General features: G+C 61.9%; 25 protein-coding genes. 8 read left to right on the forward strand and 17 right to left on the reverse strand.

Translation table 11 applies throughout. The features are described 5' to 3' along the window. Positions 1-5 precede the first annotated feature (5 nt). From K323_RS27875 to K323_RS0121450, 4 genes are read right to left on the reverse strand one after another with little or no spacing between them, the layout of a single operon-like run. A complete protein-coding gene (locus K323_RS27875; RefSeq protein ID WP_022887317.1) occupies positions 6-1100 on the reverse strand; it encodes a tartrate dehydrogenase in 1095 nt (364 codons plus the stop codon). Continuing rightward, positions 1097-1957 (reverse strand): DeoR/GlpR family DNA-binding transcription regulator, encoded by an 861-nt coding sequence (locus tag K323_RS0121440; RefSeq protein ID WP_022887318.1) that lies wholly within the window; start codon positions 1955-1957, stop codon positions 1097-1099. The genes K323_RS27875 and K323_RS0121440 overlap by 4 nt, the downstream gene beginning before the upstream one ends. A gap of 2 nt (positions 1958-1959) precedes the next feature. After that, positions 1960-2871 carry a hypothetical protein gene (locus tag K323_RS27880; protein WP_084697603.1) on the reverse strand — a complete coding sequence of 304 codons (912 nt, stop codon included), beginning with the start codon at positions 2869-2871 and terminating at the stop codon, positions 1960-1962. Positions 2872-2885: 14 nt separating this feature from the next. Beyond that, positions 2886-3809: a carbohydrate kinase family protein gene (locus K323_RS0121450; RefSeq protein WP_022887320.1), complete on the reverse strand. Its 924-nt coding sequence runs from the start codon at positions 3807-3809 to the stop codon at positions 2886-2888. Between the two features lie 190 nt (positions 3810-3999). Between K323_RS0121450 and K323_RS0121455 the strand changes: the two genes are divergently transcribed. The 6 genes from K323_RS0121455 (at position 4000) to K323_RS0121480 (ending at position 9236) form a co-directional block, all read left to right on the forward strand. Then, positions 4000-4926 (forward strand): carbohydrate ABC transporter permease, encoded by a 927-nt coding sequence (locus tag K323_RS0121455; protein ID WP_022887321.1) that lies wholly within the window; start codon positions 4000-4002, stop codon positions 4924-4926. Positions 4927-5009: 83 nt separating this feature from the next. Next, on the forward strand, positions 5010-5882 hold the full coding sequence (locus tag K323_RS0121460) for a carbohydrate ABC transporter permease (protein WP_051147482.1): 873 nt from the start codon (positions 5010-5012) through the stop codon (positions 5880-5882). 60 nt (positions 5883-5942) lie between these two features. Then, positions 5943-7310: an ABC transporter substrate-binding protein gene (locus K323_RS0121465; RefSeq protein ID WP_022887323.1), complete on the forward strand. Its 1368-nt coding sequence runs from the start codon at positions 5943-5945 to the stop codon at positions 7308-7310. Between the two features lie 103 nt (positions 7311-7413). Next, complete coding sequence (locus tag K323_RS0121470) at positions 7414-8430, forward strand: zinc-dependent alcohol dehydrogenase (RefSeq protein ID WP_022887324.1); 1017 nt, start codon at positions 7414-7416, stop codon at positions 8428-8430. A gap of 8 nt (positions 8431-8438) precedes the next feature. After that, positions 8439-8624 (forward strand): hypothetical protein, encoded by a 186-nt coding sequence (locus tag K323_RS0121475; protein ID WP_022887325.1) that lies wholly within the window; start codon positions 8439-8441, stop codon positions 8622-8624. 96 nt (positions 8625-8720) lie between these two features. Beyond that, complete coding sequence (locus tag K323_RS0121480; RefSeq protein WP_022887326.1) at positions 8721-9236, forward strand: hypothetical protein; 516 nt, start codon at positions 8721-8723, stop codon at positions 9234-9236. Positions 9237-9612: 376 nt separating this feature from the next. Here K323_RS0121480 and K323_RS0121490 read toward each other — a convergent pair whose 3' ends face one another. After that, positions 9613-10242, reverse strand: a complete 630-nt coding sequence (locus K323_RS0121490; RefSeq protein WP_022887328.1) for a TetR/AcrR family transcriptional regulator — start codon at positions 10240-10242, stop codon at positions 9613-9615. 124 nt (positions 10243-10366) lie between these two features. On the opposite strand from K323_RS0121490, the gene K323_RS0121495 reads away from it, so the two are divergent. Beyond that, entirely contained in the window at positions 10367-10909 is a 543-nt protein-coding gene (locus K323_RS0121495) for a dihydrofolate reductase family protein (protein ID WP_022887329.1), read from the forward strand. A 509-nt stretch (positions 10910-11418) separates the two neighbouring features. On the opposite strand, the gene K323_RS0121505 is transcribed toward K323_RS0121495, so the two are convergent. The 6 genes from K323_RS0121505 to K323_RS29940 all read right to left on the reverse strand — a co-directional run bounded on the left by K323_RS0121505 (position 11419) and on the right by K323_RS29940 (position 16028). Then, the gene (locus K323_RS0121505) at positions 11419-11757 is read right to left on the reverse strand and encodes a hypothetical protein (RefSeq protein WP_157509537.1); all 339 of its coding nucleotides are present in this window, start codon (positions 11755-11757) and stop codon (positions 11419-11421) included. A gap of 161 nt (positions 11758-11918) precedes the next feature. Then, positions 11919-12176, reverse strand: a complete 258-nt coding sequence (locus K323_RS27885) for a ribbon-helix-helix protein, CopG family (RefSeq protein ID WP_169515730.1) — start codon at positions 12174-12176, stop codon at positions 11919-11921. A 177-nt stretch (positions 12177-12353) separates the two neighbouring features. Next, on the reverse strand, positions 12354-12599 hold the full coding sequence (locus tag K323_RS29170) for a BRCT domain-containing protein (RefSeq protein WP_026851972.1): 246 nt from the start codon (positions 12597-12599) through the stop codon (positions 12354-12356). A 1-nt stretch (position 12600) separates the two neighbouring features. Further along, complete coding sequence (locus K323_RS29175; RefSeq protein ID WP_157509538.1) at positions 12601-13161, reverse strand: hypothetical protein; 561 nt, start codon at positions 13159-13161, stop codon at positions 12601-12603. A gap of 170 nt (positions 13162-13331) precedes the next feature. Continuing rightward, complete coding sequence (locus K323_RS27895; RefSeq protein ID WP_022887333.1) at positions 13332-14702, reverse strand: hypothetical protein; 1371 nt, start codon at positions 14700-14702, stop codon at positions 13332-13334. A 162-nt stretch (positions 14703-14864) separates the two neighbouring features. Beyond that, positions 14865-16028, reverse strand: a complete 1164-nt coding sequence (locus tag K323_RS29940; RefSeq protein WP_157509539.1) for a hypothetical protein — start codon at positions 16026-16028, stop codon at positions 14865-14867. Between the two features lie 43 nt (positions 16029-16071). Between K323_RS29940 and K323_RS0121535 the strand changes: the two genes are divergently transcribed. Further along, positions 16072-16713 carry a hypothetical protein gene (locus K323_RS0121535; RefSeq protein ID WP_022887335.1) on the forward strand — a complete coding sequence of 214 codons (642 nt, stop codon included), beginning with the start codon at positions 16072-16074 and terminating at the stop codon, positions 16711-16713. A 67-nt stretch (positions 16714-16780) separates the two neighbouring features. Here the strand turns inward: K323_RS0121535 and K323_RS0121540 are convergent, their stop codons facing one another. The 6 genes from K323_RS0121540 to K323_RS27910 form a co-directional block, all read right to left on the reverse strand. Continuing rightward, the gene (locus K323_RS0121540) at positions 16781-17455 is read right to left on the reverse strand and encodes an SDR family NAD(P)-dependent oxidoreductase (protein ID WP_022887336.1); all 675 of its coding nucleotides are present in this window, start codon (positions 17453-17455) and stop codon (positions 16781-16783) included. Positions 17456-17525: 70 nt separating this feature from the next. Beyond that, a complete protein-coding gene (locus K323_RS0121545) occupies positions 17526-18662 on the reverse strand; it encodes a mandelate racemase/muconate lactonizing enzyme family protein (protein WP_022887337.1) in 1137 nt (378 codons plus the stop codon). Between the two features lie 89 nt (positions 18663-18751). Continuing rightward, positions 18752-20353, reverse strand: coding sequence for an N-acyl-D-amino-acid deacylase family protein (locus tag K323_RS0121550; RefSeq protein ID WP_022887338.1), 1602 nt, complete (start codon positions 20351-20353; stop codon positions 18752-18754). Continuing rightward, on the reverse strand, positions 20350-21171 hold the full coding sequence (locus K323_RS27900) for an amino acid ABC transporter ATP-binding protein (protein ID WP_022887339.1): 822 nt from the start codon (positions 21169-21171) through the stop codon (positions 20350-20352). Before K323_RS27900 ends, K323_RS0121550 begins: the two co-directional genes overlap by 4 nt. Then, positions 21168-21893, reverse strand: coding sequence for an amino acid ABC transporter permease (locus K323_RS27905; protein WP_022887340.1), 726 nt, complete (start codon positions 21891-21893; stop codon positions 21168-21170). Before K323_RS27905 ends, K323_RS27900 begins: the two co-directional genes overlap by 4 nt. 105 nt (positions 21894-21998) lie before the next feature. Continuing rightward, positions 21999-22937 carry a substrate-binding periplasmic protein gene (locus tag K323_RS27910; RefSeq protein WP_084697605.1) on the reverse strand — a complete coding sequence of 313 codons (939 nt, stop codon included), beginning with the start codon at positions 22935-22937 and terminating at the stop codon, positions 21999-22001. Positions 22938-23010: the final 73 nt, after the last annotated feature.

Genomic DNA, 23010 nt, shown 5'->3' on the forward strand with positions numbered 1-23010 from the left:
TGTCCTTACGGTTGTGTCGTTGCCGCTGCGACGTTGTCGCGGCGGGCGAGTTCTGCGATGTTGTCAAGCACCGATTCGACGAACGTCTCGGTTGTGGCGGTCCCGCCGAGATCACCCGTCATCACGCCGGCTCTGAGGGACTCCTCAAACGCCGCGATGAGGTGTGCGGCGGCGGCAGGCTCCCCCAGGTGGTCGAGCATCATCGCGCCACTCCAGATCTGGCCGATCGGGTTCGCGATTCCCTTACCAGCTATATCTGGGGCGGAACCGTGCACCGGTTCGAACATCGAGGGGTGCCGCCGCTCTGGGTTCAGGTTGGCACTCGGTGCAACGCCGATCGAACCGGTGATCGCGCTCGCGAGATCGGAGAGGATATCGCCAAGCAGATTTGAAGCCACGATCACGTCGAACGACCATGGTCGCAACACGAGGGCCGCCGCCAGGGCATCCACCAGTACGCTGCGGAGTTCGACGGCCGGATACCCCGCCAGTGTCTCCTCGACGATTTCATCCCAGAACGGCATCGTGTGGATGATCCCGTTGCTCTTCGTGGCGGAGGTCACCAGTCCTCTGCGAGACGAGGCCAGATCTGCCGCGAACCGCGAGACACGTGCAATTCCGACTCGGCTGAAGACCGTCTCCTGCACCGCTGTCTCCGACGGAAGACCTCGGCTGAATCGGCCCCCGATTTCGGAGTACTCCCCTTCGCTGTTCTCCCTCACGAGCATCAAGTCGATAGGGTCAGAGCGACTGAGCACCGACGGTATGCCAGGCAGAGTGCGCGCCGGCCGCAGGTTCACATACTGCTCGAAGCGCCGACGGATGGGGATGAGGAGGCCCCAGAGGGTCTCGGTGTCTGGAATCGTCGGGTCGCCGACGGCCCCGAGGAAGATGGCGTCGTCTTCCGCGATCTGTTCGAGCCCGTCGACTGGCATCATCCGCCCGTGTGCCCGGTAGTAGTCCGAGCCCCAGTCGAGAGACTTCCACTCCAGACGGATGCCGTGCAGCTCAGACACCGCATCGATGCAGCGGATGGCCGCAGGTACGACTTCGAGGCCAATCCCGTCACCGGCGATCACCGCGATCTGCGCTGCGGTCATCGGGAAGTCTCGGTCAGACTGAGCGAACGAGATGGCAGCGGCGTGGTCGCAGAGGACGCATCGACCGTCACGATCTCGATCTCGATCTCGAACTGGGCAAGCATCCGCTCGTCATCCGGGCGAAGGCCGGAGTCCACGATGAGGCAGTCGATCGCGTCCCACTCGCACGTGCGCACCATCGCCGACGTCGAGAACTTGGAGGAGTCGGCCAGTAGCACGACCCGGTCTGCCACGTCGATCAGGGCACGTTTGGTGATGGCGTCGAAGCTGTTGCCGCAGTATGCGCCCCGTTCGTTCAGTCCGCTCGCGGCCAGAAATAGGGTCTCGATGTGCAGGTTCGACAGGGCGGCGAGGGTCGCCGGCCCCGAGAACGACAGTGACTCCTGCTGCAGCACACCGCCGAGAGCTGTGGTTTCGGCGCTCGGGTTTCCGCTCAGGATGTTGATGGCGGGCAGAGAATGCGTGATCACCTGCACGCGGAGATCGGGCGAAAGCGTCGAGGCGAACTGTGCGGCGGTGGTGCCCGCGTCGATGCCGATGACGGCACCGGGCGTCACCATCTGCGAGGCGCGTGCGGCGATGGCCCGTTTGGCCTCACCCATCTTCTGGTCGCGATCGCCGTAGTCGACACCGGAGACATCGACGGGCGAAAGCGAACCAACCCCGCCATGGAAGCCGCGCAAGCGACCTTCGGAGACCAGACGCGCAACGTCACGGCGAATGGTCATCTCCGAGACACCGAACCGCTGCGACAGTTCGAGAATGGTGCAGTATCCCTGACCGATCACGAACTCGGCCAGGATGTCCCGTCGCTCTGCAGCCGAAGCGTAGGAGAATCGTCCGTCTGAATCCGCCATTGCTAGCTTCCCTCTCCAACTGCTGCGAGTGGTCGCGACGCCCGCACGATGCCCGAGAGTTGCTTGAGACGCCCCACCGAACGATCGGCGAGCGCCGCTGCTGGGTCCTTTTCCACTACCGTATCGGCCCAGATCGCCCGGCCGGCAAGGAATCCGCTCGATCCCCCAGCACAGCTTTCGGCGACGGCGTCTGTGAAGTCGGCTTGCTGAACCCCGTTTGAGAGCACTACCCATCGGCCGCTTGCGGCTTCCGTCAGCGCTTGCGCCTGTTCGCGCACGAGAGAAACGTCAGACGGAACGTAGCCCGGAACCTCGGCTTTGTAGACACTTGCGCCCCTGGAGAGGTCGGCAGCTGCCTCGATGATCGCGTCGTGCCGATCCGAAGCTCCCCGCCAGTCACCGCCGGCGGGAGGCCGGACGATCCCCTCGACGAAGCTCGCAACGCCGGCAGCCTCGGCAAGCGACAGGAAGTCGCTGACCGTGCGTTCGTGTTCCCGGTCGCCGCGACGCCAGATGATCAGAAGCTTGACGGCGGCAGCACCTGTTGCTCGCACGAATTCTTCCGTCACCTCCTCGTCGAGTGAGGTCCCGGCCACTCCGGCACCGCGCACGCTGTGAAGCACATCGGCGGCGAGAATGAGGCTGCAGCCCTCGTCAACCCACTCGGGCCTGCGTGGCTCTGTCACCCCGTACGGTCGGTCAACTAATACACCGGTCGCGTGCGGTGTCAGGATGCGTGACGCCGTCTCTTTGAAGGCGCGGAGCACATCGTCGTTCACCAGCTCCCCGTCACTAGTTGGTGGGAACATCTCCCGCAGCGATTCCCGTTGGTCGAGAGCGACCATCACGAACCCGCCCTCCGGTGTCATCAACGGCGCCAGCAGGGTCTCTGTGGTCGTATTCGTCATTGGCATCAGTACTCCTCGGTTCAGTTCGTCACAGTCAGGGGCCACGGGGTTGTCCGCGCGGAAAGAAATCGGTCAAGTTCATCTCGGTCAGGGATCGCGGACCGCCCGTCGAGTGCCCGGCAAGAAAGCGCAGCGACTGCGCTGGCCGAGCTCACTGCTGCTTCGAGCGAGTGACCCCAGACCAACGCAGCGATGAGCGCGCCGTGAAAGACGTCGCCGGCGCCAAGAGTCGAAACGACAGGACCATTGAAGGCGTCGACGTGAATCTCTCGTCCGTCACTTCTGACGTGTGAGCCATGTTCTCCGTCTGTCGCAATGACCGCACGCGCTCCTTCATTCTGTGCCGCGTCGAACGCCTCGCTCAGGGATGTCGCTTCTGGGTACCGCGAGCGCAGGCTCACGACAGAAGGCACGAAGAGATCAACTCCTGTCAGATCGGACTCTGGAAGCGGGTTGCCTGCGTCGACACTGAGCCGCACGCCGGAAGAACCCGACGGCGAGCTGGCCGCGTTTCGCAACGCGGTCAGTGTGGGCGCAAATCCGGTCTGGTCGACGTGGAGCCAGGTCGACTCGCGAATGGGGATCTCGTCCGCGGCTGGCTCGGCCGCCGGCCATGCCACGATCGCCCGCGCATCACCCGACACGATGATGGAACTCTGCGCCGTGCGCGCACCCGACTTCACGCGAAGCCAACGAACGTCAACGCCCTCCTGTTCGAGCGACGCACGCACGCGCACGCCCGCGTCGTCATCTCCAATCACCCCGCAGAAGCCGACGCTCACACCCAGGCGGGCCAGCGTAACAGCGGCGGTCGCCGCTGGACCGCCACCGGCATTCACAAACTCGTCAGCGAGCAGCCGTTCGTCGGCACCGGGCATTCGCGGAACTGCCGCAATCGAGTCCTGGGTAGCGGACCCGATGCAGATCACATCCAACTTGGACATCCGCCCTCCCGTCCTAAATCGCACAAGCCATCACCGGCTTTACCCGAGAGTACACCCTATTGTGTTCTAGTTCGATCACAAACTGTTTGATTTCTCACACAATGAGGTTATATTGGGGACCTGCGACGTTCGTTCAATGAAGAAAGAGACCTGTGATGGATAACACCCCGCATGAGAGTGACGGCAGGGCATGACGGCGACAACGATGAGCGCCCCCGCCCGCACCGCGCCACCCGCGCGGCGCCGCAAGAACCGTCGGCGGTGGGTCGGCTGGTGGTTCCTGGCTCCGTTCCTTGCCGTTTTCGTGTTCGCACTGGCAGCGCCGGTCATCTACGCCATCTATCTCTCGTTCTTTCAGGACAGACTGGTCGGCGGAAACACCTTCGCCGGATTCAACAATTACGTCGCGGCATTCCAGGATCCGAAGTTCTGGTCGGCATTCGGACGCGTGGCGATGTTCTTCTTCGTGCAGGTACCGATCATGCTTGGCCTCTCGACGTTCGCGGCCCTTGCTCTCGACAGTGCCCGGCTTCGCTTCCGTTCCCTGTTCCGAATCACGCTGTTCCTGCCGTACGCGGTGCCCTCTGTGGTGGCCGCCCTCATGTGGGGCTTTATCTACGGCACTGACTTCGGACTCGTCGGCAACCTGAACTCGTACTTCGGCCTCGACCTGCCAGACCCGCTCTCGAGCGATCTGGTGCTCGCGGCAATGGGCAACATCGCCACCTGGGCATTTCTCGGTTACAACATGCTGATCCTCTACTCAGCACTCCGCACCGTGCCGAAGGAGCTCTACGAGGCGGCAGACATCGACGGGGCGGGCACCTTCCAGGTCATCCGGGCCATCAAGTTGCCCGCCATGCGGTCGGCCTTCGTCGTTGCGCTCATCTTCTCGGTGATCGGCGCCTTCCAGCTTTTCAACGAACCGAATGTTCTTCGCACGCTCGCTCCCAACACGATTGCGACGAACTTCACCCCGAACATGTACGCATTCAACCTCTCGTTCGCCGGCCAGCAGTTCAACTACGCCGCTGCGATCGCGATCGTCATGGGCATCATCACGATGATCGTCGCCTACGTGGTGCAGGTCGTCGGCGTGAGGAAGGACGACCAGTAATGGCCATCGACGCATCTGATCGCTTCGGCGCGGTTCTTCCTCGGAACCCGGCACCAGCGACGAATGGAAAAGCAGGCAGACGTATGGCATCCCGCCGTAGTCAACGCGTGAGTCGACCGCGCAGTTCGGTGCTGCTCACTGTGTTGATGGGCGTCATCCTCCTCTACAGCGTGGTGCCTCTCGCCTGGCTCGTGATCAACGCCACCAAGACGCAGCCGAAACTGCTCACGAGCTTCGGTCTCTGGTTCTCTGGCGACTTCGTGCTGTGGGACAACATCGTTCAGACCTTCACCTACGAGGGAGGCGTGTTCGGGCAGTGGCTCTTCAACACGCTTCTCTATGTTGTGGTCGGTGCAGGTGGCGCCACGATTCTTGCGACCCTCGCCGGGTATGGCCTCGCCAGGTTCAATTTCCCTGGAAAGCGGGCCGTGTTCGCGATCATCCTCGGCGCCGTCGCCATCCCAGGCACGGCCCTCGCGGTACCGACGTTCCTCATGTTCAGCGCTCTCGGCCTCACAAATGGGCCGTGGGCGGTCATCATCCCGTCGCTGATCAGTCCATTCGGCCTGTATCTCATCTGGACCTACACCATGGAGTCCGTGCCGGTCGAACTACTCGAAGCGGCGCGCGTCGACGGTGCGGGAGAGATGCGCATCTTCTTCACGATCGCGCTGCGCCTGCTGATGCCGGGGTTCGTGACGGTGTTGCTTTTCACCGTGGTCGCAACGTGGAACAACTACTTCCTGCCCCTCATCATGCTGAGCGACTCGACCTGGTTCCCGCTCACCGTCGGTCTGAACCACTGGAGTGCACAAGCTGTATCCGCTGGAGGGCAGCCGATTTACAACCTGGTCATCACGGGTTCCCTCCTCACCATCGTCCCGATCGTTGTTGCTTTCCTGCTCATGCAGCGGTACTGGCAATCGGGTCTCGCGGCCGGCAGCGTCAAAGGCTGACGCAACGATCGCAACCGGCATATACACCCCTGAGAATCATGAAGAAGTGAAAGGAATCCCATGTTCGTACACAGCAAGAAGGGCACGAGGCGGCTTACCGCAACTCTCCTCGGCGGCTCGCTCGCCGCGGTGCTCGCACTGACTGGATGTGCGTCAGGAGGCAGTGGCGGTGCCGCCACGGCTCCAGAGGTTGTCGGCACCCAAGCCGACATCGACGCGGCCCTGCAGGAGGACACGACGCTGACCTTCTGGGCATGGGGACCGCAGTATCAGGCGGTCGTCGACGCTTTCATGGCCGAGTACCCGAAAGTGAAGGTCGAACTCACCAACAACGGCAGCAACCAGACCGAGTACACCAAGCTGCAGAATGTCATCAAGGCCGGCTCCGGGATCCCCGATGTCGCGCAGATCGAATACACCGCCCTGCCCCAGTTCGCCTTCGGTGATTCGCTCGTCGACATGAACGAGTACGGCGTGTCATCGATGGAGGATCTGTATACCACGGCGGCCTGGAGCCAGGTCAACGTGAACGGCGGAATCTACGGCCTGCCTCAGGACACGGGCCCGCTCGCGATGTTCTACAGGCAGGATGTGTTCGACCAGTTCGGTCTGACCGTTCCGACGACCTGGGATGAATACCGCGCCCAGGCAGAGAAGCTGCAGGCAGCCGATCCGTCTCGGTTCATGGCGGCAGATGCCGGTGAGGCGGCCCTGACCAACGCGATGATCTGGCAGGCAGGCGGCCAGCCGTACGCTTCAGACGGTACCGATGTCACTGTCGATCTCCAGGACGAAGGAAGTCTGCGCTACGCCGATATGTGGACTCCGCTCGTGCAGAATGGTCTTGTCGATCAGACCCCATCGTTCACTCCAGAGTGGACGTCGGGCCTCGCGGCAGGCAAATACGCCACCTGGCTGGGTGGAGCATGGGCGGCAGGAACGCTGCAGCGCCGCATCCCTGAAGCCACAGGAACATGGCGAGTGGCGCCCCTCCCGCAGTACAAGGCGGGCGACACCGCGAGCGGCGAGCAGGGCGGTTCGTCATCTGCGGTATTGAACGCGAGCGAGAACGCGCTGGCCGCAATCGGCTTCGTGCAGTGGATGAGTTCGAGCGAGGAGGCAAACCAGATCTGGGTCGACAACGGTGGCTTCCCCAGCACGACCGCAACGCTCGGCTCGGAGAACTGGCTGAACGCCGAGATCCCGTACTTCGGGGGCCAGCAGATCAACCAGGTGTTCGCCGAGTCGGCAGATGGCGTGCTGCCCGGTTGGGAGTTCCTGCCCTTCCAGGCGTATGCCGACAGCGTCTTCAGCGACACCGTCGGTCAGGCCTATGCCTCAAAGGGCGAACTGGCTGAAGGCCTGAAGGCCTGGCAAGAAAATATCGTGGACTATGGCAACAGTCAGGGGTTCACGGTCAACAAGTAGCACCCGTTCGTGGAGGATCGTCGAAAGGCGGTTCTCCACGAACATTTTCGTTCGCGAGCGCAGGTCGTGCGGCCGAACAGCAGAACAAGAGAAAGCAGAACTGATGAAGGCGTTCCTCGTTCCCGCGGCATCAACCGGCATCGTCGCCGACGTCGACCCGCCACGGCCAGGGCCGGGCCAGGTCGTTGTCGCCGTCAGCCAGGTCGGCATCTGTGGCACGGACGTCTCGATGTTCAATGGTGATGAGACCCGCATCCGTCACGCGCGGAGCACGCATCCGCTGCGGCTCGGTCACGAGTGGAATGGGCGGGTGGTCGAAATCGGCGACGAGGTGGATGCCAAATGGCTCGGAAAGCGGGTGACCGGTGACACCATGCTCGGCTGCGGTCACTGCGAGCGCTGTCTCAACGGACGTCATTACCTGTGTGAGGAGCGCTACGAGATCGGTGTGCGACGCGACTGGCCCGGGGCGCTCGCTGAACGCCTCCTCGTGCCGGCATCCGCCCTCTATGAACTGCCAGACAGCGTCACCGATGCGATGGGGGCGCTTGTCGAACCGGGAGGCAACGCGTACCGGAGCGTCGACGCGGCCCAGGTCACCAGCGATTCGCGCCTCCTGGTTTTGGGTACGGGAACGATCGGTCTCCTCTGCGCCCTGTTCGCCCAAGCACGCGGGGTGGAGGTGCACGTTCTTGGACGCGACCCAGAGGCGCTGAATCTTGCCCGGTCGCTCGGGGTCGATGGCGCCTGGACGGCCGAGAACCTACCGGCACTGCGCTGGGATGCGGTGATCGAAGCCACGAATGCGTCCGGAATGCCGCAGTTCGCCGTTGATGTCGTGGAGCCGGGCCGCCGGGTGGTTCTGGTGGGAATCGCCGACGACCCCAGCCTTATCGACTCGCGCATCCTTGCCCGCAAGGATGTCACCGTTGTTGGGATCCTGGGTGCATCAATGGGTATCCAGGTCACAATCGATGCCTATGCGAGCGGCGCGGTCGATCCGCTGCCACTGGTCTCCCGCACGATCGGGTTGGACGAATTGAATGACGTACTCACAGGCGTGATTCCTATGAAAACCGCCGGTGCTCCTAAAGTGCTCGTCGACCTGGGGCGGTCATGACGAGCCGGATGATCCCGCTCCACGGAGTCATGCGTTACGCCTTCACCTCGCCTACGGCGATTGCACTTCTCGCCGACGGCAGGATCGACGCTGACGCGCTGGTGAGCAGGCGGCTGCCGTTCGCGGATGCGCCCCTCGGTTGGACAAGTACTGTTCCGGGTGAGATTAAAACCATGGTGCACGTGAACGAGTGAGCAGCACCCACTCTCGGCTGCGATATCGCCGGCATCGACCCCCAGTGTGGGTGGCGGGCTCCACGTGATCGCCGGGCGATGGTCCAGACTGAGGCCATGGAATGGACACGAAGCGGGCTCATCGAAGCAGGATTCACTGGGTTTGTGCCGTTCAAGGATCTGGCGGCAGCGGATGTTCCTGCCGGACCGGGCGTTTACGTCGTGCTTCGTGCGGACGACGAACCGCCGGTGTTCTTGGAACACAGCCCTGCCGGGTGGTTCAAGGAGCGGAATCCGTCGGTGACGGCGGCGCAACTTGCCGACGCGTGGATCGACGCCGCATCCGTTCTCTACATCGGTAAGGCCGATGCCGGAATCTCGGGACGGCGCGGCCTGAAGAAGCGGCTGACCGAGTATCGGCGTCATGGGTCCGGGGAGAAGATCGGGCACTGGGGTGGGCGTTACGTCTGGCAGCTCGCCGGTGGCGGGGAGTTGCTCGTCGCCTGGAAGGAGACGCCCGGTCTCGACCCTGAGACGGTCGACGCCGAGTTGATCGGCGACTTCATGTGGAAGTACGGCGCCAGGCCATTCGCCAACCGCAAGATCGGCAAAGCCGCAATCGCGGTGGAGTGAACCCGCAGTCAGCAATGGCTGGCAAGCATAGCGACGCGCCGATTAGCTCAGCTTTCGCCGGCGTTGCACCTGCTCGATGACTTGTCGCGCCAAGAACAAGTATTCCGAGCGCTGATCGTTGAGTTCTACCGAGTCGGCTCCGTGGTGCCGACAGGCATTGACGACCATCTTTGGGCTTCCGAGGTCGTCGCGTTGGCATAGTCAATCAGTTTCATCACTTGGCTCTGTGTGTGTCTCGTAGCTAACGACGGGTACCGTCATCTCAGTATCTGGTTATGAGACGTAGGTATGAGATTCGCCAGGCTGCAATGTTCTGGAAATCGTCGACTGCGAAAGGGATGTGGCGCGAGGCGTCTCGTATCCCTAGGGCGCGCGCCTAACTGACCCGAGTGGCGTAGCGGGCGACGATCGTCCGAGCGGCTTCGTCGACTGTGTGGAGGGTCTCCCCATCAGTGAGCGACCAGTTGCCGTGGACGAGGCGGGGCCAGAACACGACAGTGGCGATCATGCCGAGGAACTGCGCCGCTGCTACGTCGAGGTCGTTCACGTTCGCGGTTCCCTGAGTGTTCGCCGCCTGGAGGAAGTTCCTGAGCGCCCTGAGTACGGGCAGAGTGCCGAAATCAAAAGTCCGCTGGCGCAGCTCTGGGAACCTCGTCGATTCGGCGATCACAGCCCGAATCAGGTCCGCCATTCGTGGCCGGGACAACAGCTCCGCGTACGCCATGCCAAGACCGACCAAGCCCGCATGGAAGCTTCCGGGCGGCGGCTCCAATGGCTCGGAGTCCGGCGTGTCGCCCGCCGCCAGCACCGATGCCTCGAAGAGCTCCGCCTTCGTCGGGAACTGTTTGAACAGCGTCGCCTTCGAGACGCCAGCATTGCCGGCGACTCGGGCCAACGATGTCCGGTCGTAGCCAAGTTCGAGGAACAAGCCAGTGGCAGCCTTTAGGATCGCCGCACGGTTGTTGGCAGCGATTTGTCGATGGTACGCAGAGAGTTCGCGTGGCATGCTCCCAGTATCACGCAAAGGCGAGTCGGTTGACTCATGGCTGGACGGTCGATACTCTCATGGAAGGTGAGTCGAGCGACTCACCTTGCATCTGATGGAAGCAGCACTTACCGAAGGAGGAGCAATGTCGAAGGTACTCATTCATGCGACGGTGACCTTGGATGGATTCATGGCTGACACGGGCGGAGGGGTCGACTGGATGAACGGCTTCCCGGCGGCTCCTGAGGACGAAGACGTCGTCGGAAGGGTCATGCAGGAACTCGGCGCCATAATCGGAGGCGCCAACAAGACGCAGACCATAGACGACGGAGAGGTTCCGTACGGGGCCATGGTCAAGGTGCCGGTGTACCTGATGACCCACAGTGCTCATGAGCCGATCGAGAAGGACGATGTCACGTACACCTTCGTCGTCGACGACATCAAACAGGCCGTCAGATCCGCCAAACAGGCTGCAGGAGACAAGTGGGTCAGCCTGCTCGGAGGCAGCATCTCGAGACAGTGCCTCGAACTCGGACTCGTCGACGAGATCCAGCTGCACGTCGTGCCGATCCTCCTCGGAGAAGGGATCTCGCTCTTCACCGGACTGAGCAAGCACATCAAGCTGGAACGTGTCGAAACATCGGCATACGCCAGCGAGACCCACCTCCGGTACCGCGTTCTTGCATAGACGACACCTGAAACCGTGTCGCAGGTAACGCGCCCTCGCGGGCTTTTCCATCGGGCGGGCTAAACGAGCGTCGCAAAGCGATGGGCGAATCGACGCGCATCCGACTGATTGAACGTCACTCTCAAGCGAGAGGATGTCACCGGCCAGCATGCCAACCGCGGCCTGAAGAAGCGGCTGACCGAGTATCGGCGTCATGGGTCCGGGGAGAAGATCGGGCACTGGGGTGGGCGCCGCCCTACAGGCTCCGGCCGTCTTCCCACCGGCTGTCGGACGTGCCGCTGACCAGCGCGGCGGCCAGGCCATTCGGCAACCGCAGGATCTGCAAAATCGCGATCCAGGTGGGATGAGTGCCAACTCGCCGCAGCGTCCGAATCCTCAGAGTGCCGATGGGATTCTCTGGCGCGCGCCCGGCCCACCGAGATGGGGAGAACATCCCATTCTCCCGCCGTCGCCGACGCGACCGCGGCGTCTCGGGGGATCGCCCCGCTCCATCACTCGGAGAGGGCCGTTCAGCTGTGTGCGGCCTCGTAGGCCTCGAGGTACTCGGATCCCAGCCTCAACCGCGCGTACCGGTCGATGACCTTGAGAACTGCTCGCACTTCGTCCCGAGTACCGCAGATCCCCAGGCGTCGCCCGAAGACACTGGACACCGAAGCGCCCTCCCCCAGGATGACGCCGAATCCCCAGCTGCCTCCGCCGTAATCGTCGTATGAGCCGCGCACGCTGAACGCGTCGTACATGACGAAGCCGAGCTCGACATCCGACTTCTTACGCGCCTGCGTCGCGACCGGACGCAGTTCGTCGACCAGGTCGAGCACGTCGTCCACAGTCATATCCTCGTGTGCCATTTTCGCTCCTACTCCCGAGCTCGCATACCCGCCAACACTTCCAATCTGACAACCTCGCTCGCATGCAGCGGGCCGGACTCGCGCGATCTATAGAGGACTTTCGCGGCTGCCTGATCCCCTCGGAGCACGTCGATGGAATACCGAGGTGTCGACAACGACCGTCATCGCGCCGTTACGTCGGCCAGTCGGCGACCGGGACGCAGGCGCTCGACGTATTCTTCGCCATCGATGTCGCGGTCACCCCACCCTCCGAGGGCTGCCTCGATCGCTCGGAGAACGGAATCGGCATCCCGACCGGAGCCATAAGTCCCAGATACGGCATCTCGAATGAGCGCGGAGATCGAACGGCCCGTGCGCGCTGCCTCCGCATCCAGGAGCAGCCGCTCTTCGACAGTTAACGAGATCTGAGTCCGAAGCATGATGTAATTATACATCACTTGCTGCCTTTGACTGGGGGATGGCTTTGGAATCAGGCTCGACTCAGGCTGCGTTCGTCAATGTAGATGCCAATGTAGATATTGAGGCGCTTCAGGAGCTTGGTGCCCTGTTTCGAGCGCGCTCGCGAAGTTTCGGGTCCTTACTGATCCGATCGGGCTCTAGTTGCCCACCATCTGCGCCAGCCCCGCCTCACTGACAACGGGAATGCCGTAGTCGCGGGCCTTTCGCGCTTTGCCCGAGAGCGAGTCCGGGTCGGCCGCCACGACGAGCTTCACCTTCTTCGTCACCGCATCGCATGGCACGAAGCCGCCCGCTTCGAGCTCGCGATGCCAGTCGCTCCGCGGCCGCGACATCTCTCCGGTCAGCACAATGCGGTCACCAGGCTCGAGAGCGAAACGCGGCACCTCAACGATTGGCCCAGCGGCTGCATGCAGCCGCCGCGCGCGGCGGCTGCATGGCCGCCGAGATTCCGGACGCTGGAATGTTCAGAAGCTTGGCAACGGAGGCGAGGTCGGCAATCTCATCCGTTGTCAGAATCCCATCTGCCCAGGCGACCGCCGTCAACGATTCAAAGTAATCCCGATGCAATTCGACGCAGGTGTTGCGATCGATACCGAGATCCTCGGCCATCGACACCAGCGAACTGACCTCGTGCGCCGACAAGCTGCGATCAAGCAGGCAACGGTCGAGAAGCGCCAAGTAGTCCAGATACTCCGCCGGCCCACCGTACTCAGGCAACTTGAGCGTGATCCGTTCAATGAAATCGGCGGCACTCAGATTTCGCGGGAGCCCGCCGTTCGGACGCGGCAACCAAGTCGACCGCGGCCCCGCCAGCGGCGGCCACGGCAACGTCGATGCAGCCGTCAGATGCTCACTCCAGCCATCCCACATCGGACTGCTCAGAATGTACGCCTCGAGCAGACGCGCCGTGGCAAGCGCATCGACCGACGCCCGGTGCGCATCCACGAGCTCGATGTCATATGCGGCACAGCAATCGGCGAGCGAACGGCCGGCTCCGGGCAGAAACTCCCGCGCCAACTGCATTGTGCACAGGTGATCATGACACTGTGGTGTTCAAGTCGCTTACGGAATCGACGAGCATCAATCGTGCGAACCGGTCACGTCGTTCCGTGCGCTCAGCTCCCTAGCGATGCGATGCCTTTCTGCAAAAGACTGACGATCTCGTCGTGATCAGCCGAGGATCTCAATTGCGCGTGTATGTACTGGGGTCGTCCGCTGACGATGGTGTTCGAAGGGGTAGAGGGATACTCCTTGATGTTGAGACCGCGGACGTACACGCTCAGGTGGTCGCCGTGGACGGTGACGTCGCAGAGCTTACGTTTCCCGTAGTACTTGAACCCGCGCACTCGTGACCGGCGCGATACCTCAGGACCAAGAGCAAGAATGCTCGCGTCGAGGTGCTCCCAGAGCGGAAGTAGTGCCGCACTCATCCGGTCGGTGTGAGTTTCGATTGGTACCTCCTCCTGCTCGGGCAGGTTGTTGGCGATATCGACGAGGCTTTCGCCGGCCTCGTTCACCCAGTGGGCGGGGCCCTGAAGAGCCACGACGGTCTTGCCCGCTCCTTGCTCGAGGATGAGCCGGGCCAGTCCCGTCGGCGAGTACGGCTGATCGTCGGCCTGCCAGACCAACGGAAACGATGAGTCTTCCTGCCAGGTCGCGTACCTGCGTCCGGGCTCTTCGGCGAACCACTCCTCAAGGGCAGCGTGCAGCTCCGAGGTGGCCCGAAATTGGAACCGCTCGCCTTGTTCGAGCGCTTCGGCGCCGATCAACCGTGCGACTGCGTTCGCTTCGCGCTGCTTGTTCTGTTTACTTGTCTTCACCTTCTGCGCTTCGTTGACCTCAGGTGAAAGAACGAATTCTTCGATCCCCGGCGGCGGATAATGTTGCGAGACGGTGACGAGAACGTCGTTAGCGGTTTGATACGCCTGGAACACCAAGAGCTTGATGTCGAGCCCCAGCTGCTGGTGCAAGAACACTACGGTGGCGGTGACGGTCTGAGGGAAATCGGTCGCCATGAGAACTATTTTCGGCAGCCGAAGGGAGTCCTCCGTGATCTCCGCCCAGGCATCGAGTTCGGCCGCAGCGTCACTGGCGGTGATCTCTTGGCCGGATGTCTGAGTGCGATAGCGCGCGTGGACTCTGTCGAGATCGTCACGTGTGAATCGAGAGACCAATGCTGCGTACTTGAGCGCTTGCATCTCGACGGTGTCGGGGGCTTTGTCTCGCTTGAGCTCCACGACGATGAGGTGCCCGTCGCCGTCCAGTGCGAGCACATCGAGGCGGTCGCGCTCTTTCTCCCCCGCGTGGCCTGTCCAGCTACCGAACTCGAAAGCCACGATTTTAACCGAGGAGCCGAGGACCTCTGGATGGGCGATGACCCATTCCTGGAGGTGCTGCCTTTCTCGGAGGCCGGCTTGGGCGAGGCCTATCGGGGTCGCGGCGATGGCTGTCGCTCCGTTGACCGTGAAAACAAGCTCGCCATTCATCGCACTCTCCTACTTGGACCTAAGGAGCAGTCTCACACAGCGGATGCTCGGGCGTTGCAATCGCAGCCGACGTCAGCGATGACGATGACCCGAATCGTGTAAGTTGCGTGGCTAAATGGCCGCCAATCCGTAACGCAGGGCGGCCGGAAAGTTGGCCCTGACCTATCCCTGATCGAAGGCGGCCAGCGCACTGTTGAAGAATCGGGCACGTAGATACAGGACGCCCGGCGGCAGCGCATCACCCGAGTCCTGAGCCTGGTCGATCGTCCCGAAAACGCTAGAAGGTCCCGGAACGCTCGTCATCGCAGGCGCCTCGAACCCCATATTGAGCACCCCGACTTGGCTGTCAGCTAAAGCGCCGGTCGACTGCCCCAGAACCTCGACGGGAACCGTTGTGGAGGCGTTGAAGATCATCACGCCCATCCACGAGGGATCCACCAATTGCTGGGCCAACACTGTGTAAAAGGAATGGTCTGGCTGCGTTGGTTCCGCTTTCGAGATCACCTCGGCGATGAGCGCCATCAATCGAGTAGAGGTCCCAACAGTGTCTTCGTTCAATTCAGCAGCGGCCGTGTACATACCGGGGACGGCCGCAAAATCCTGCATGCTCCTCCCAGTAGCATCCTTGATCACGACAATTGGAGCCCCCGGTCCGGGGACGGCCGAGTCCACGGTGAACCGCCACGAACCGACCGCCACATCTCCTGTAACGGAGAATCTGGAACTTCCGGAAACAACGGCGAACACATTATTGGTGTGCAACAGGGCACCCCCAGCACTGTCGGCCACATTCAGCACGAGGGTGTGGAGGTCGCCCATCTCGTCAATGGTCTGACCGAGAACGATCTCCGCCGGTGGGGCGGGGTCACCCAAGTCCGGACCCGACCCATCCTCCCCTGGCCCGGCGCCTCCGGGCATTCCAGGCTCTGGGCTCGGTCCGGGCAGTTGACTTTCAGCGCCAGGGTCTCCGACGCCCGGTCGCCCGGCGGGCATCCCAGCTGGCGGCGTCGGCGACGGTGAGGTGCCGATCCTCGGCTCCTCGGGGATGTCGGTGATCGGCGAGGGGATGTTGGCGATCGGTGATGGCGCCGGAGAAGGGGGGACGATCTTGGGCTCTTCGAGGGGTTGGACGGCACCCCTCTCGGTCTTCCCACCGGCAGTCGCGGCGAGTTCGGCTTGATGGTTCGAGTAGTTGACCCCAACGACCGTTCCCGACAACGCCAGGAGGACGACACCGACCGAAGTAACAGCCCAGATACGCCGACGCTTCACGACGTTTGCTCGTAAGGCGCTGGTCGGGTCGGGTTTGCTCGGGCCGGAGGTCACCCCCGAAGCATATCCCGGTCCCTAAAGACTCAACGGCCGATTCGTGGCTATCGCGGTTCATTCCGCCGCCACTCACCACCGTGAGCTTCGGTCATCCATCATTGCGCTCATCCGGCCGTCGCTCCCGGAGGAGGACCAGGTAGGCAATTTCCAGCGCCAGACCGCCGCCAGCGAGGACGCCCGCTGCGATCAAGCTCACTCCTCGCCAGGATTCACTGGCTTTGTGCCGTTCAAAGACCTGGCGACAGCGGATGTTCCCGCTGCACCGGGCGTCTACGTCGTGCTTCGCGCGGATGATGAACCGCCGGTGTTCCTTGAACACAGCCCGGCCGGGTGGTTCAAGGAGCGGAATCCGTCGGTGACGGCCGCACAACTTGCCAACGCGTGGATCGACGCCGCATCCGTCCTCTATATCGGCAAAGCCGGCGCAGGGATCTCGGGCCGGCGAGGCCTGAAGAAGCGGCTGACGGAGTATCGGCGACATGGTGCCGGGGAGAAGATCGGGCACTGGAGTGGGCGTTACGTCTGGCAGCTGGCCGGCGGTGGCGACCTGCTCGTCGCCTGGAAGGAAACGCCAGGCGTCGGCCCTGAGACGGTCGAGGCCGAGTTGATCGGGGACTTCATGTGGCAGTACGGCGCTCGTCCCTTCGCCAATCGGAAGATCGGGAAGGCAGCGACCCAGTAACGAGCTCGCCAGTGGCGGCTGTGTGGGTTCCACCACAGCTCCCAAGGATGGAGCTGCCCAAGCCGAGTTAGTAGGTAGCGCGGCCCCCGCTGATGTCATAGACGGCACCGGTGGAGAAACTGCACTCGTCGGACGAAAGCCAACTCACCAAAGCGGCAACTTCAGCAGCCTTGCCCATCCGGCCCATGGGAATCAACGACGTGATATGGGCAAGCACCTCGGGCGAGGTTGCTGCATTCATGGGCGTCTCGATCACAGCCGGAGCGATCGCATTGACGATGACACCAGTCTTGGCCAGCTCCTTTCCGAGCGATTTCGTAAGGCCGATGACCGCCGCTTTCGAAGCCGAGTATGCCGAGAGGTTAGGGTTTCCGTCCTTGCCGGCCATACTCGCCATGTTCACGATCCGGCCCCAGCCACGTTCGATCATCCCAGGCACGACCGCCTTCGTCACGGAAAACAGTCCGTTCACGTTGACGTCGAACGTCTTCCGCCACTCAAACGACTCGACCTCCCACAGTGGTTTGTTCGGACCGACGATCCCTGCACTGTTTATTAGGATGTCGATCGACCCCACCTCCGAGATCGCCATCTTGACCGCAACGTTGTCGGTCACGTCGACGGCATAGTCTGCACCTGGTGAGACGTCGAACGTCACAACCTCAACGCCGTCCCCTCTGAGGCGGGTCGCGCATGCCGCGCCCAGACCGCTCGCTCCGCCGGTCACGATTGCTCTTCTCACTGAAGTACTCCCTGGGGTCGATGGGCTTGAGCTGACGCACACATCTGAGGGTGCGCTGGTAGCCGAGTCGTCACGGCTTCAGAAGAAAGTCACTGTCCGCGTATTTGGCCAGCGCAACCGGATCCAGCTGAATACCCAGACCCGGCTCTGACGGAATTGCCAACATGCCGTCTTCATCGAGCTTCCACTCGGTCTGCACTACATCGTCAACGTAGGCCGAACCCGAGATGTACTCCACCAGATCTGTATCTGGCATCGCCGCAGCAAACTGCAGGTCGGCCGCCAACCCGATTGCCGTGTTCCACCCGTGCGGGATCACGCGAACGCCATGGTCATGGGCGCACCATCCGATACGTCGTTGTTCGCTGAGCCCACCAACCTTTGTGACATCTGGCTGCACGATGTCGAAAGCTCGCGCTTCAATCCACGGCATGAACGCCTGCCGACGAGTAAAGACCTCGCCACCGGAGATCGGCACCGGTGACGCGGCACGCAGGGAGACGAAATCTTCGAGCGCATCCGGCTTCAGTGGTTCCTCGAACCAGGACACTCCGTAGTCGGCGAGCATGTGCGCCGTATTCCTGGCCCACTTATAACCGTTCGCCCATCGTCCGTCGCTTCCACCCGCGTCGACCATCAGCATCGCATCCGGGCCGATTGCCGCCCGTGCTGCCTTCACTATCTCCTCGTCCTTTCTGCTATCGTGGCGCCCGAATGGCCCCCAACCGATCTTGAAGGCACGAAAGCCCTGTTCTGCCACCATCCGCAGTTTCTCGCTGAGCGGCTCAGGCTCATCCATCAACAGAGATGCGTATGGCTTGACCCGGTCCCGCCACATGCCGCCGAGCAATCGGCCGACAGGCTGACCAGTGGCTTGCCCGAGGATGTCCCACAGCGCCATGTCGATTCCGCCGATCGCGTGGGTTACAGTGCCTCCGCGCCCAAGCCAGAACGTTGCCCGGTGAAGCTTCTCACTCACGCGCTCCGGCTCCAGCGCGTTTTCTCCCTCGAAGAGCGGGCGCAGCACCTCGAGGGCTGCCCGCACAAGTGCTTCACTGGTGAACACGCTGCCGATTCCGACAAGTCCGTCGTCCGTGTGTACGGCTACAAGAGTGTGAACGGAGTCTTCTCGCTTCAGCTCATCGCTCCATCCCCCGGCCGGCGTTGCTCCCCTCAGACCTACCGCACGCACTTCCCGAATCTTCATAAATGACTCTCTTCTCTTATTAGCTTGTCTGAGCGCCTGGCGAGCCACCTCGGTATCGTCCATCGGCGTCGTGGTCATCGTGTTAGCCTTCATCGGCGGAGAACCCTCCCGGTGCGAGCGCTCGTTCGTCCGGCAGCATCCACCGCGATCGTGCCGTTCACCAGGACGAGAGCTATGCCTTCCGGATACCTGGCCGGGTGATCGAAGGTCGACTCGGTGCGCAGGCTCTCGAAGTCGAAAACGACCAGGTCCGCGTAGTAGCCCTCGCGAACGAGCCCTCTTCCCTTGAGACCAAAGCGTGCAGCCGGCATGCCCGACATCTTCCGTACCGCTTCCTCGAGGGTGAGAGTCCCCCGCTCTCGCACATGATGCGTCAAGTAATGGATGTGCCCGGAGTACGGAAGTGGGTTGACGGTGATGTCGCTCAATGGTCCGTGGTCAACACTCGAGTACGCGTCTACTCCAAGACTGAACAACGGGTGCGAAATCATCTCGGCTAAATGCTCCTCGGTGAACAGATCGCCAACCATGATCAAATTGCCCATGTTGTCTTTCGCCGCGGCAAGGATGTCGAAATACGAGTCCCAAACGTCTTGGTTGCGGCGACGAGCAATGTCGGTGAAGCGCTGGCCGTTCAGCTCCGGGAACTCCGGGCTATTCTGCAGACGGACCCTGTTCCATTGCCCTTTCTGAATGAACCGCCAATAACGATCGCATTCCTCTTTCAGCTTCGCGCGCACCAGCGGGTCACTGAGTCGGCTGGCGGCGGTCAGGTAGCCGTCGGCCAGCAGCCAATTGGGGAGAATGCCCGTCATGATTCCCACCCCCTGCCTGAAGGGCGTCGTGTCGGCCTGAACGTCAAACCCGCGATCGCGAGCGGCAGTCATCATCTCAACCGCCCGCACCCAACCGCGCTCCGGGGCATTCGTATCGTGGCGCACGTTGAGGTGAGAGATCTGGCCCGCAGTATTCCCGTCGTCCATGATCGAGAGAAATTCACCGATAGATTCAAGGATTCCCGAATCGCGATTGCGGACATGGCTGGCGTAGATTCCGCCGTATTGGCCGACCACCCGCGAGAGCCGCTGGAGCTCTGCGGTCGTCGCGAACGCCCCGAGGCTGTACTCCAGCCCGGACGACATCCCCAACGCACCCGCGTCCATCGCCTCACGAACGTAGTTCTCCATCGTGACGATCTCGTCCTCCGAGAGTCCGCCACTCGAGACCCCGGCGGCCTCGCGGATCGTGCTGTGACCGACGAAGAAGGCAAGGTTCTGGGCGGTGCCACCAGACTCGATGTCACTCAGATAGTCGCCAAAGGAGCGCCACGGAATCGGCTCGTCATACCCATAGGCACTCATACGGATCCGCGTCGCGTCCATCGACAGATCGCTCACCGGAGCATTGGTGATGCCACAGTTGCCAACAATCTCGGTCGTGACTCCCTGGCGGATGGTGCTCACGGCGTCCCGATTCGAGTGAATCGTCCAGTCTGTGTGGCTGTGCGGGTCGACGAAACCGGGGGCCACCGTGAGACCGGTCGCGTCGACATCGTTCTCTGCATCGGCCACATTCCCGACGGCGACGATACGATCGCCGATGATGCCGACGTCAGCCCGTATTTTCGGTCCCCCCGTGCCGTCGACGATCCATCCGTTCCGGATCGCCAGCTCGATGCGTGCGCCTGTCATGGCAGCACGATCGGCAGGGAGGAAATGACCTCGGTGGGATGCGGCTCTGGTGCTGGTTCGGTTCTCTCCGTGTGCGAGAGTATCGCCGACAAGAAGGCTCTCGTTCGTTCGTGTTGTGGATTATTGAAGATCTCATCTGGAGTGCCCTCTTCGACAATTCTCCCCTCGTCCATGAAGATCACGCGATCGGCGACTTGCCGCACGAATCCCATTTCGTGTGTGACGATCGCCATTGTCATGCCGTCGTCGACGAGTTTCCGCATCACACTGAGAACCTCGCCGACCAGTTCGGGATCCAGGGCGCTCGTCGGCTCGTCGAAGAGCATCGCAGCGGGCTCCATTGCCAGGGACCGCGCAATCGCGACCCGCTGCTGCTGACCGCCGGAAAGCTGCTCCGGATATTGGTGCCGTTTCTCCGCCAGGCCGACGCGGTCCAGTAGTGCATTCGCTCGCTCCTCGTACTCCGTTTTGGCCACTTTGGAAACGAAGCGAGGCCCCGAGCAGACATTCTCGAGCACGGTCATATGGGGGAACAGGTAGAAATGCTGAAAGACCATGCCGACGCGGCTGCGAGTGAGTGCGATATTCGATTTTGAAAGTTCTCGGCGTGCGGCGTCACGATAGGCGAGCTCGCCGTTGATCAGAATGTCGCCTGTGTCTGGCGGCTCTAGAAAGTTGATGCTCCGCAGGAGCGTCGATTTGCCGCTGCCGGATGGGCCGATGATCCCAACCACCTCGCCATCCTCGATGGTCATCGAGATATCTGTCAGGACCTTGTTATCGCCGAAACTCTTGGATATTGCCCGAACCTCTATCACTTTGGCTCCTGTCCGATTACCAGTTCTCGAGTGTCCGCCGGCTTCTTGGGCAGCTTGGCGGCATACCCCCGCTTGAGTCTTCTTTCGACGTACATCACGAGCCGAATCGCCGGGTACCCGACCGCGAAGTACATTGCGAATACGAGCGTGTAAATCGTGAAGTAGTCGTAGGTACGAGCGGCAAAGATCTGACCACGGAACAGCAGTTCTTGAACTGTGATGACGGCGGCAAGCGAGGTGTCCTTGAACAGCGACACCATGTAGTTGCCGAGCGACGGGATGACGATACGGATTGCCTGCGGGAGGACGACCTTCGCCATGATGACGCTCGGGCGCATGCCGAGCGCGGCAGCGGCATCGGTTTGTCCTTTCGGGACTGCCTCGATACCACCCCGGTACACCTCGGCAAGATAGGCACTGACATGAAGGCTCAGTCCGACATAGGCGGCCAGGAACGGATCGAGCTTGATTCCGATAAACGGCAATGCAAAGTAGATATAGATGAGCTGGATGAGCAACGGAGTGGACCGCATCAGCTGCACGTAGCCGTTGACGACAAGGCGAAGCGGCCAGAACCTCGACATCCGTGCCAGGGCCACGAAGATCCCGAGGATGAGGCTGGTCACCCCGCAGGCGATGGTGAGCAGGACTGTCACGATCAGTCCCAAAGACAGCGTAGTTAGAGCGTCGAGCGCGAGTTCCGGATTGAAGAACGAAGACATGTGTGGCCGATCGGTGAGGATGACCCCTTTTGGGGCAACACGGAAAGTGGCGGTAGTGCCCGGTGGCCGCGAAACCGACGCTTCACGACCACCGAGCGAGACCGGTTACGGCTTGTACTCCGCCTGGAACATGTTGTCTTCGAGTCCGTACTTCTCGAGGATCTTGTCGATGACGCCGTGGCCGCGCAGCTCAGCCAACGCTCGGGAATAGGCGGCATTGAGCGTGCAGTCCTCTTTCCGGACCCCATAGCGCGCGTAATTCGCCAAGAGTTCAGCCGGCGGGGAATCGGCAGCCTGCAGAATGACCAGACCGGAGTCTGGATGCGCCAGAATGTACTCCGCTTCCTTCGGGGAGTCATCGACGACGACATCCTGGCGACCTGCAGCGAGGGCCGCAAACTCTGAATTGGCATCCTGATACGGCGTGATGTTCGCCTCGATGCTCTCAAGGTACGTCTGCGATTGCGATCCATTGACAACGGCGACCGTGACATCATCGCGCGTCAGATCCTTCCACGACGTGATGTTCTTCGGGTTTCCCTCCTGAACCATCAAGGACGATCCGTACCACCAGGCGGGTGACGTGAACGCAATGTTCTTGAGCCGATCGGGAGTCTCGTGGATGTTTCCGGTGATGACATCAATTCGCTCGGAATCCAGCGCGGGAATCATTCCTTCCCATTGGAGCGTCACCGTCTCGTACTTCTCGATGCCCGCGTACGCGAGCACCGCCATGTTGATCTCCCAATCGAGCCCTGCCGGCTCTCCTGTCTTCGAATCAATGAACTCGTATGGAGCCGCTGTGTAGATGCCGAGCTTGATGCCATCGGTCACCGCCTTCGCGTAGGAGTCGTCAGTGCAAGCGAGATTCGGGACCGAGCCTTCGGGCGGCTCCCAGCCAATATCAGCGAGGTACTGCGAGTTCGGAATCGTCTCGACGGACGCCCCCGAACTCTCTTGACTGGCACTACATCCGGCCATGAGCATGGCGAACGCACTGGCGCCGGCCAACACTGTTAACGATTTATGCGCGTGGAATGACATCGATTCTCCTTCGAACGAGCCTGTGAGCGAGCACTCAAGCCGCAGTGCGAGATCGATGCACCGCGTCCTCTTT

It is taken from the genome of Glaciibacter superstes DSM 21135, from assembly GCF_000421145.1.
GTDB classification, from domain to species: domain Bacteria; phylum Actinomycetota; class Actinomycetes; order Actinomycetales; family Microbacteriaceae; genus Cryobacterium; species Cryobacterium superstes.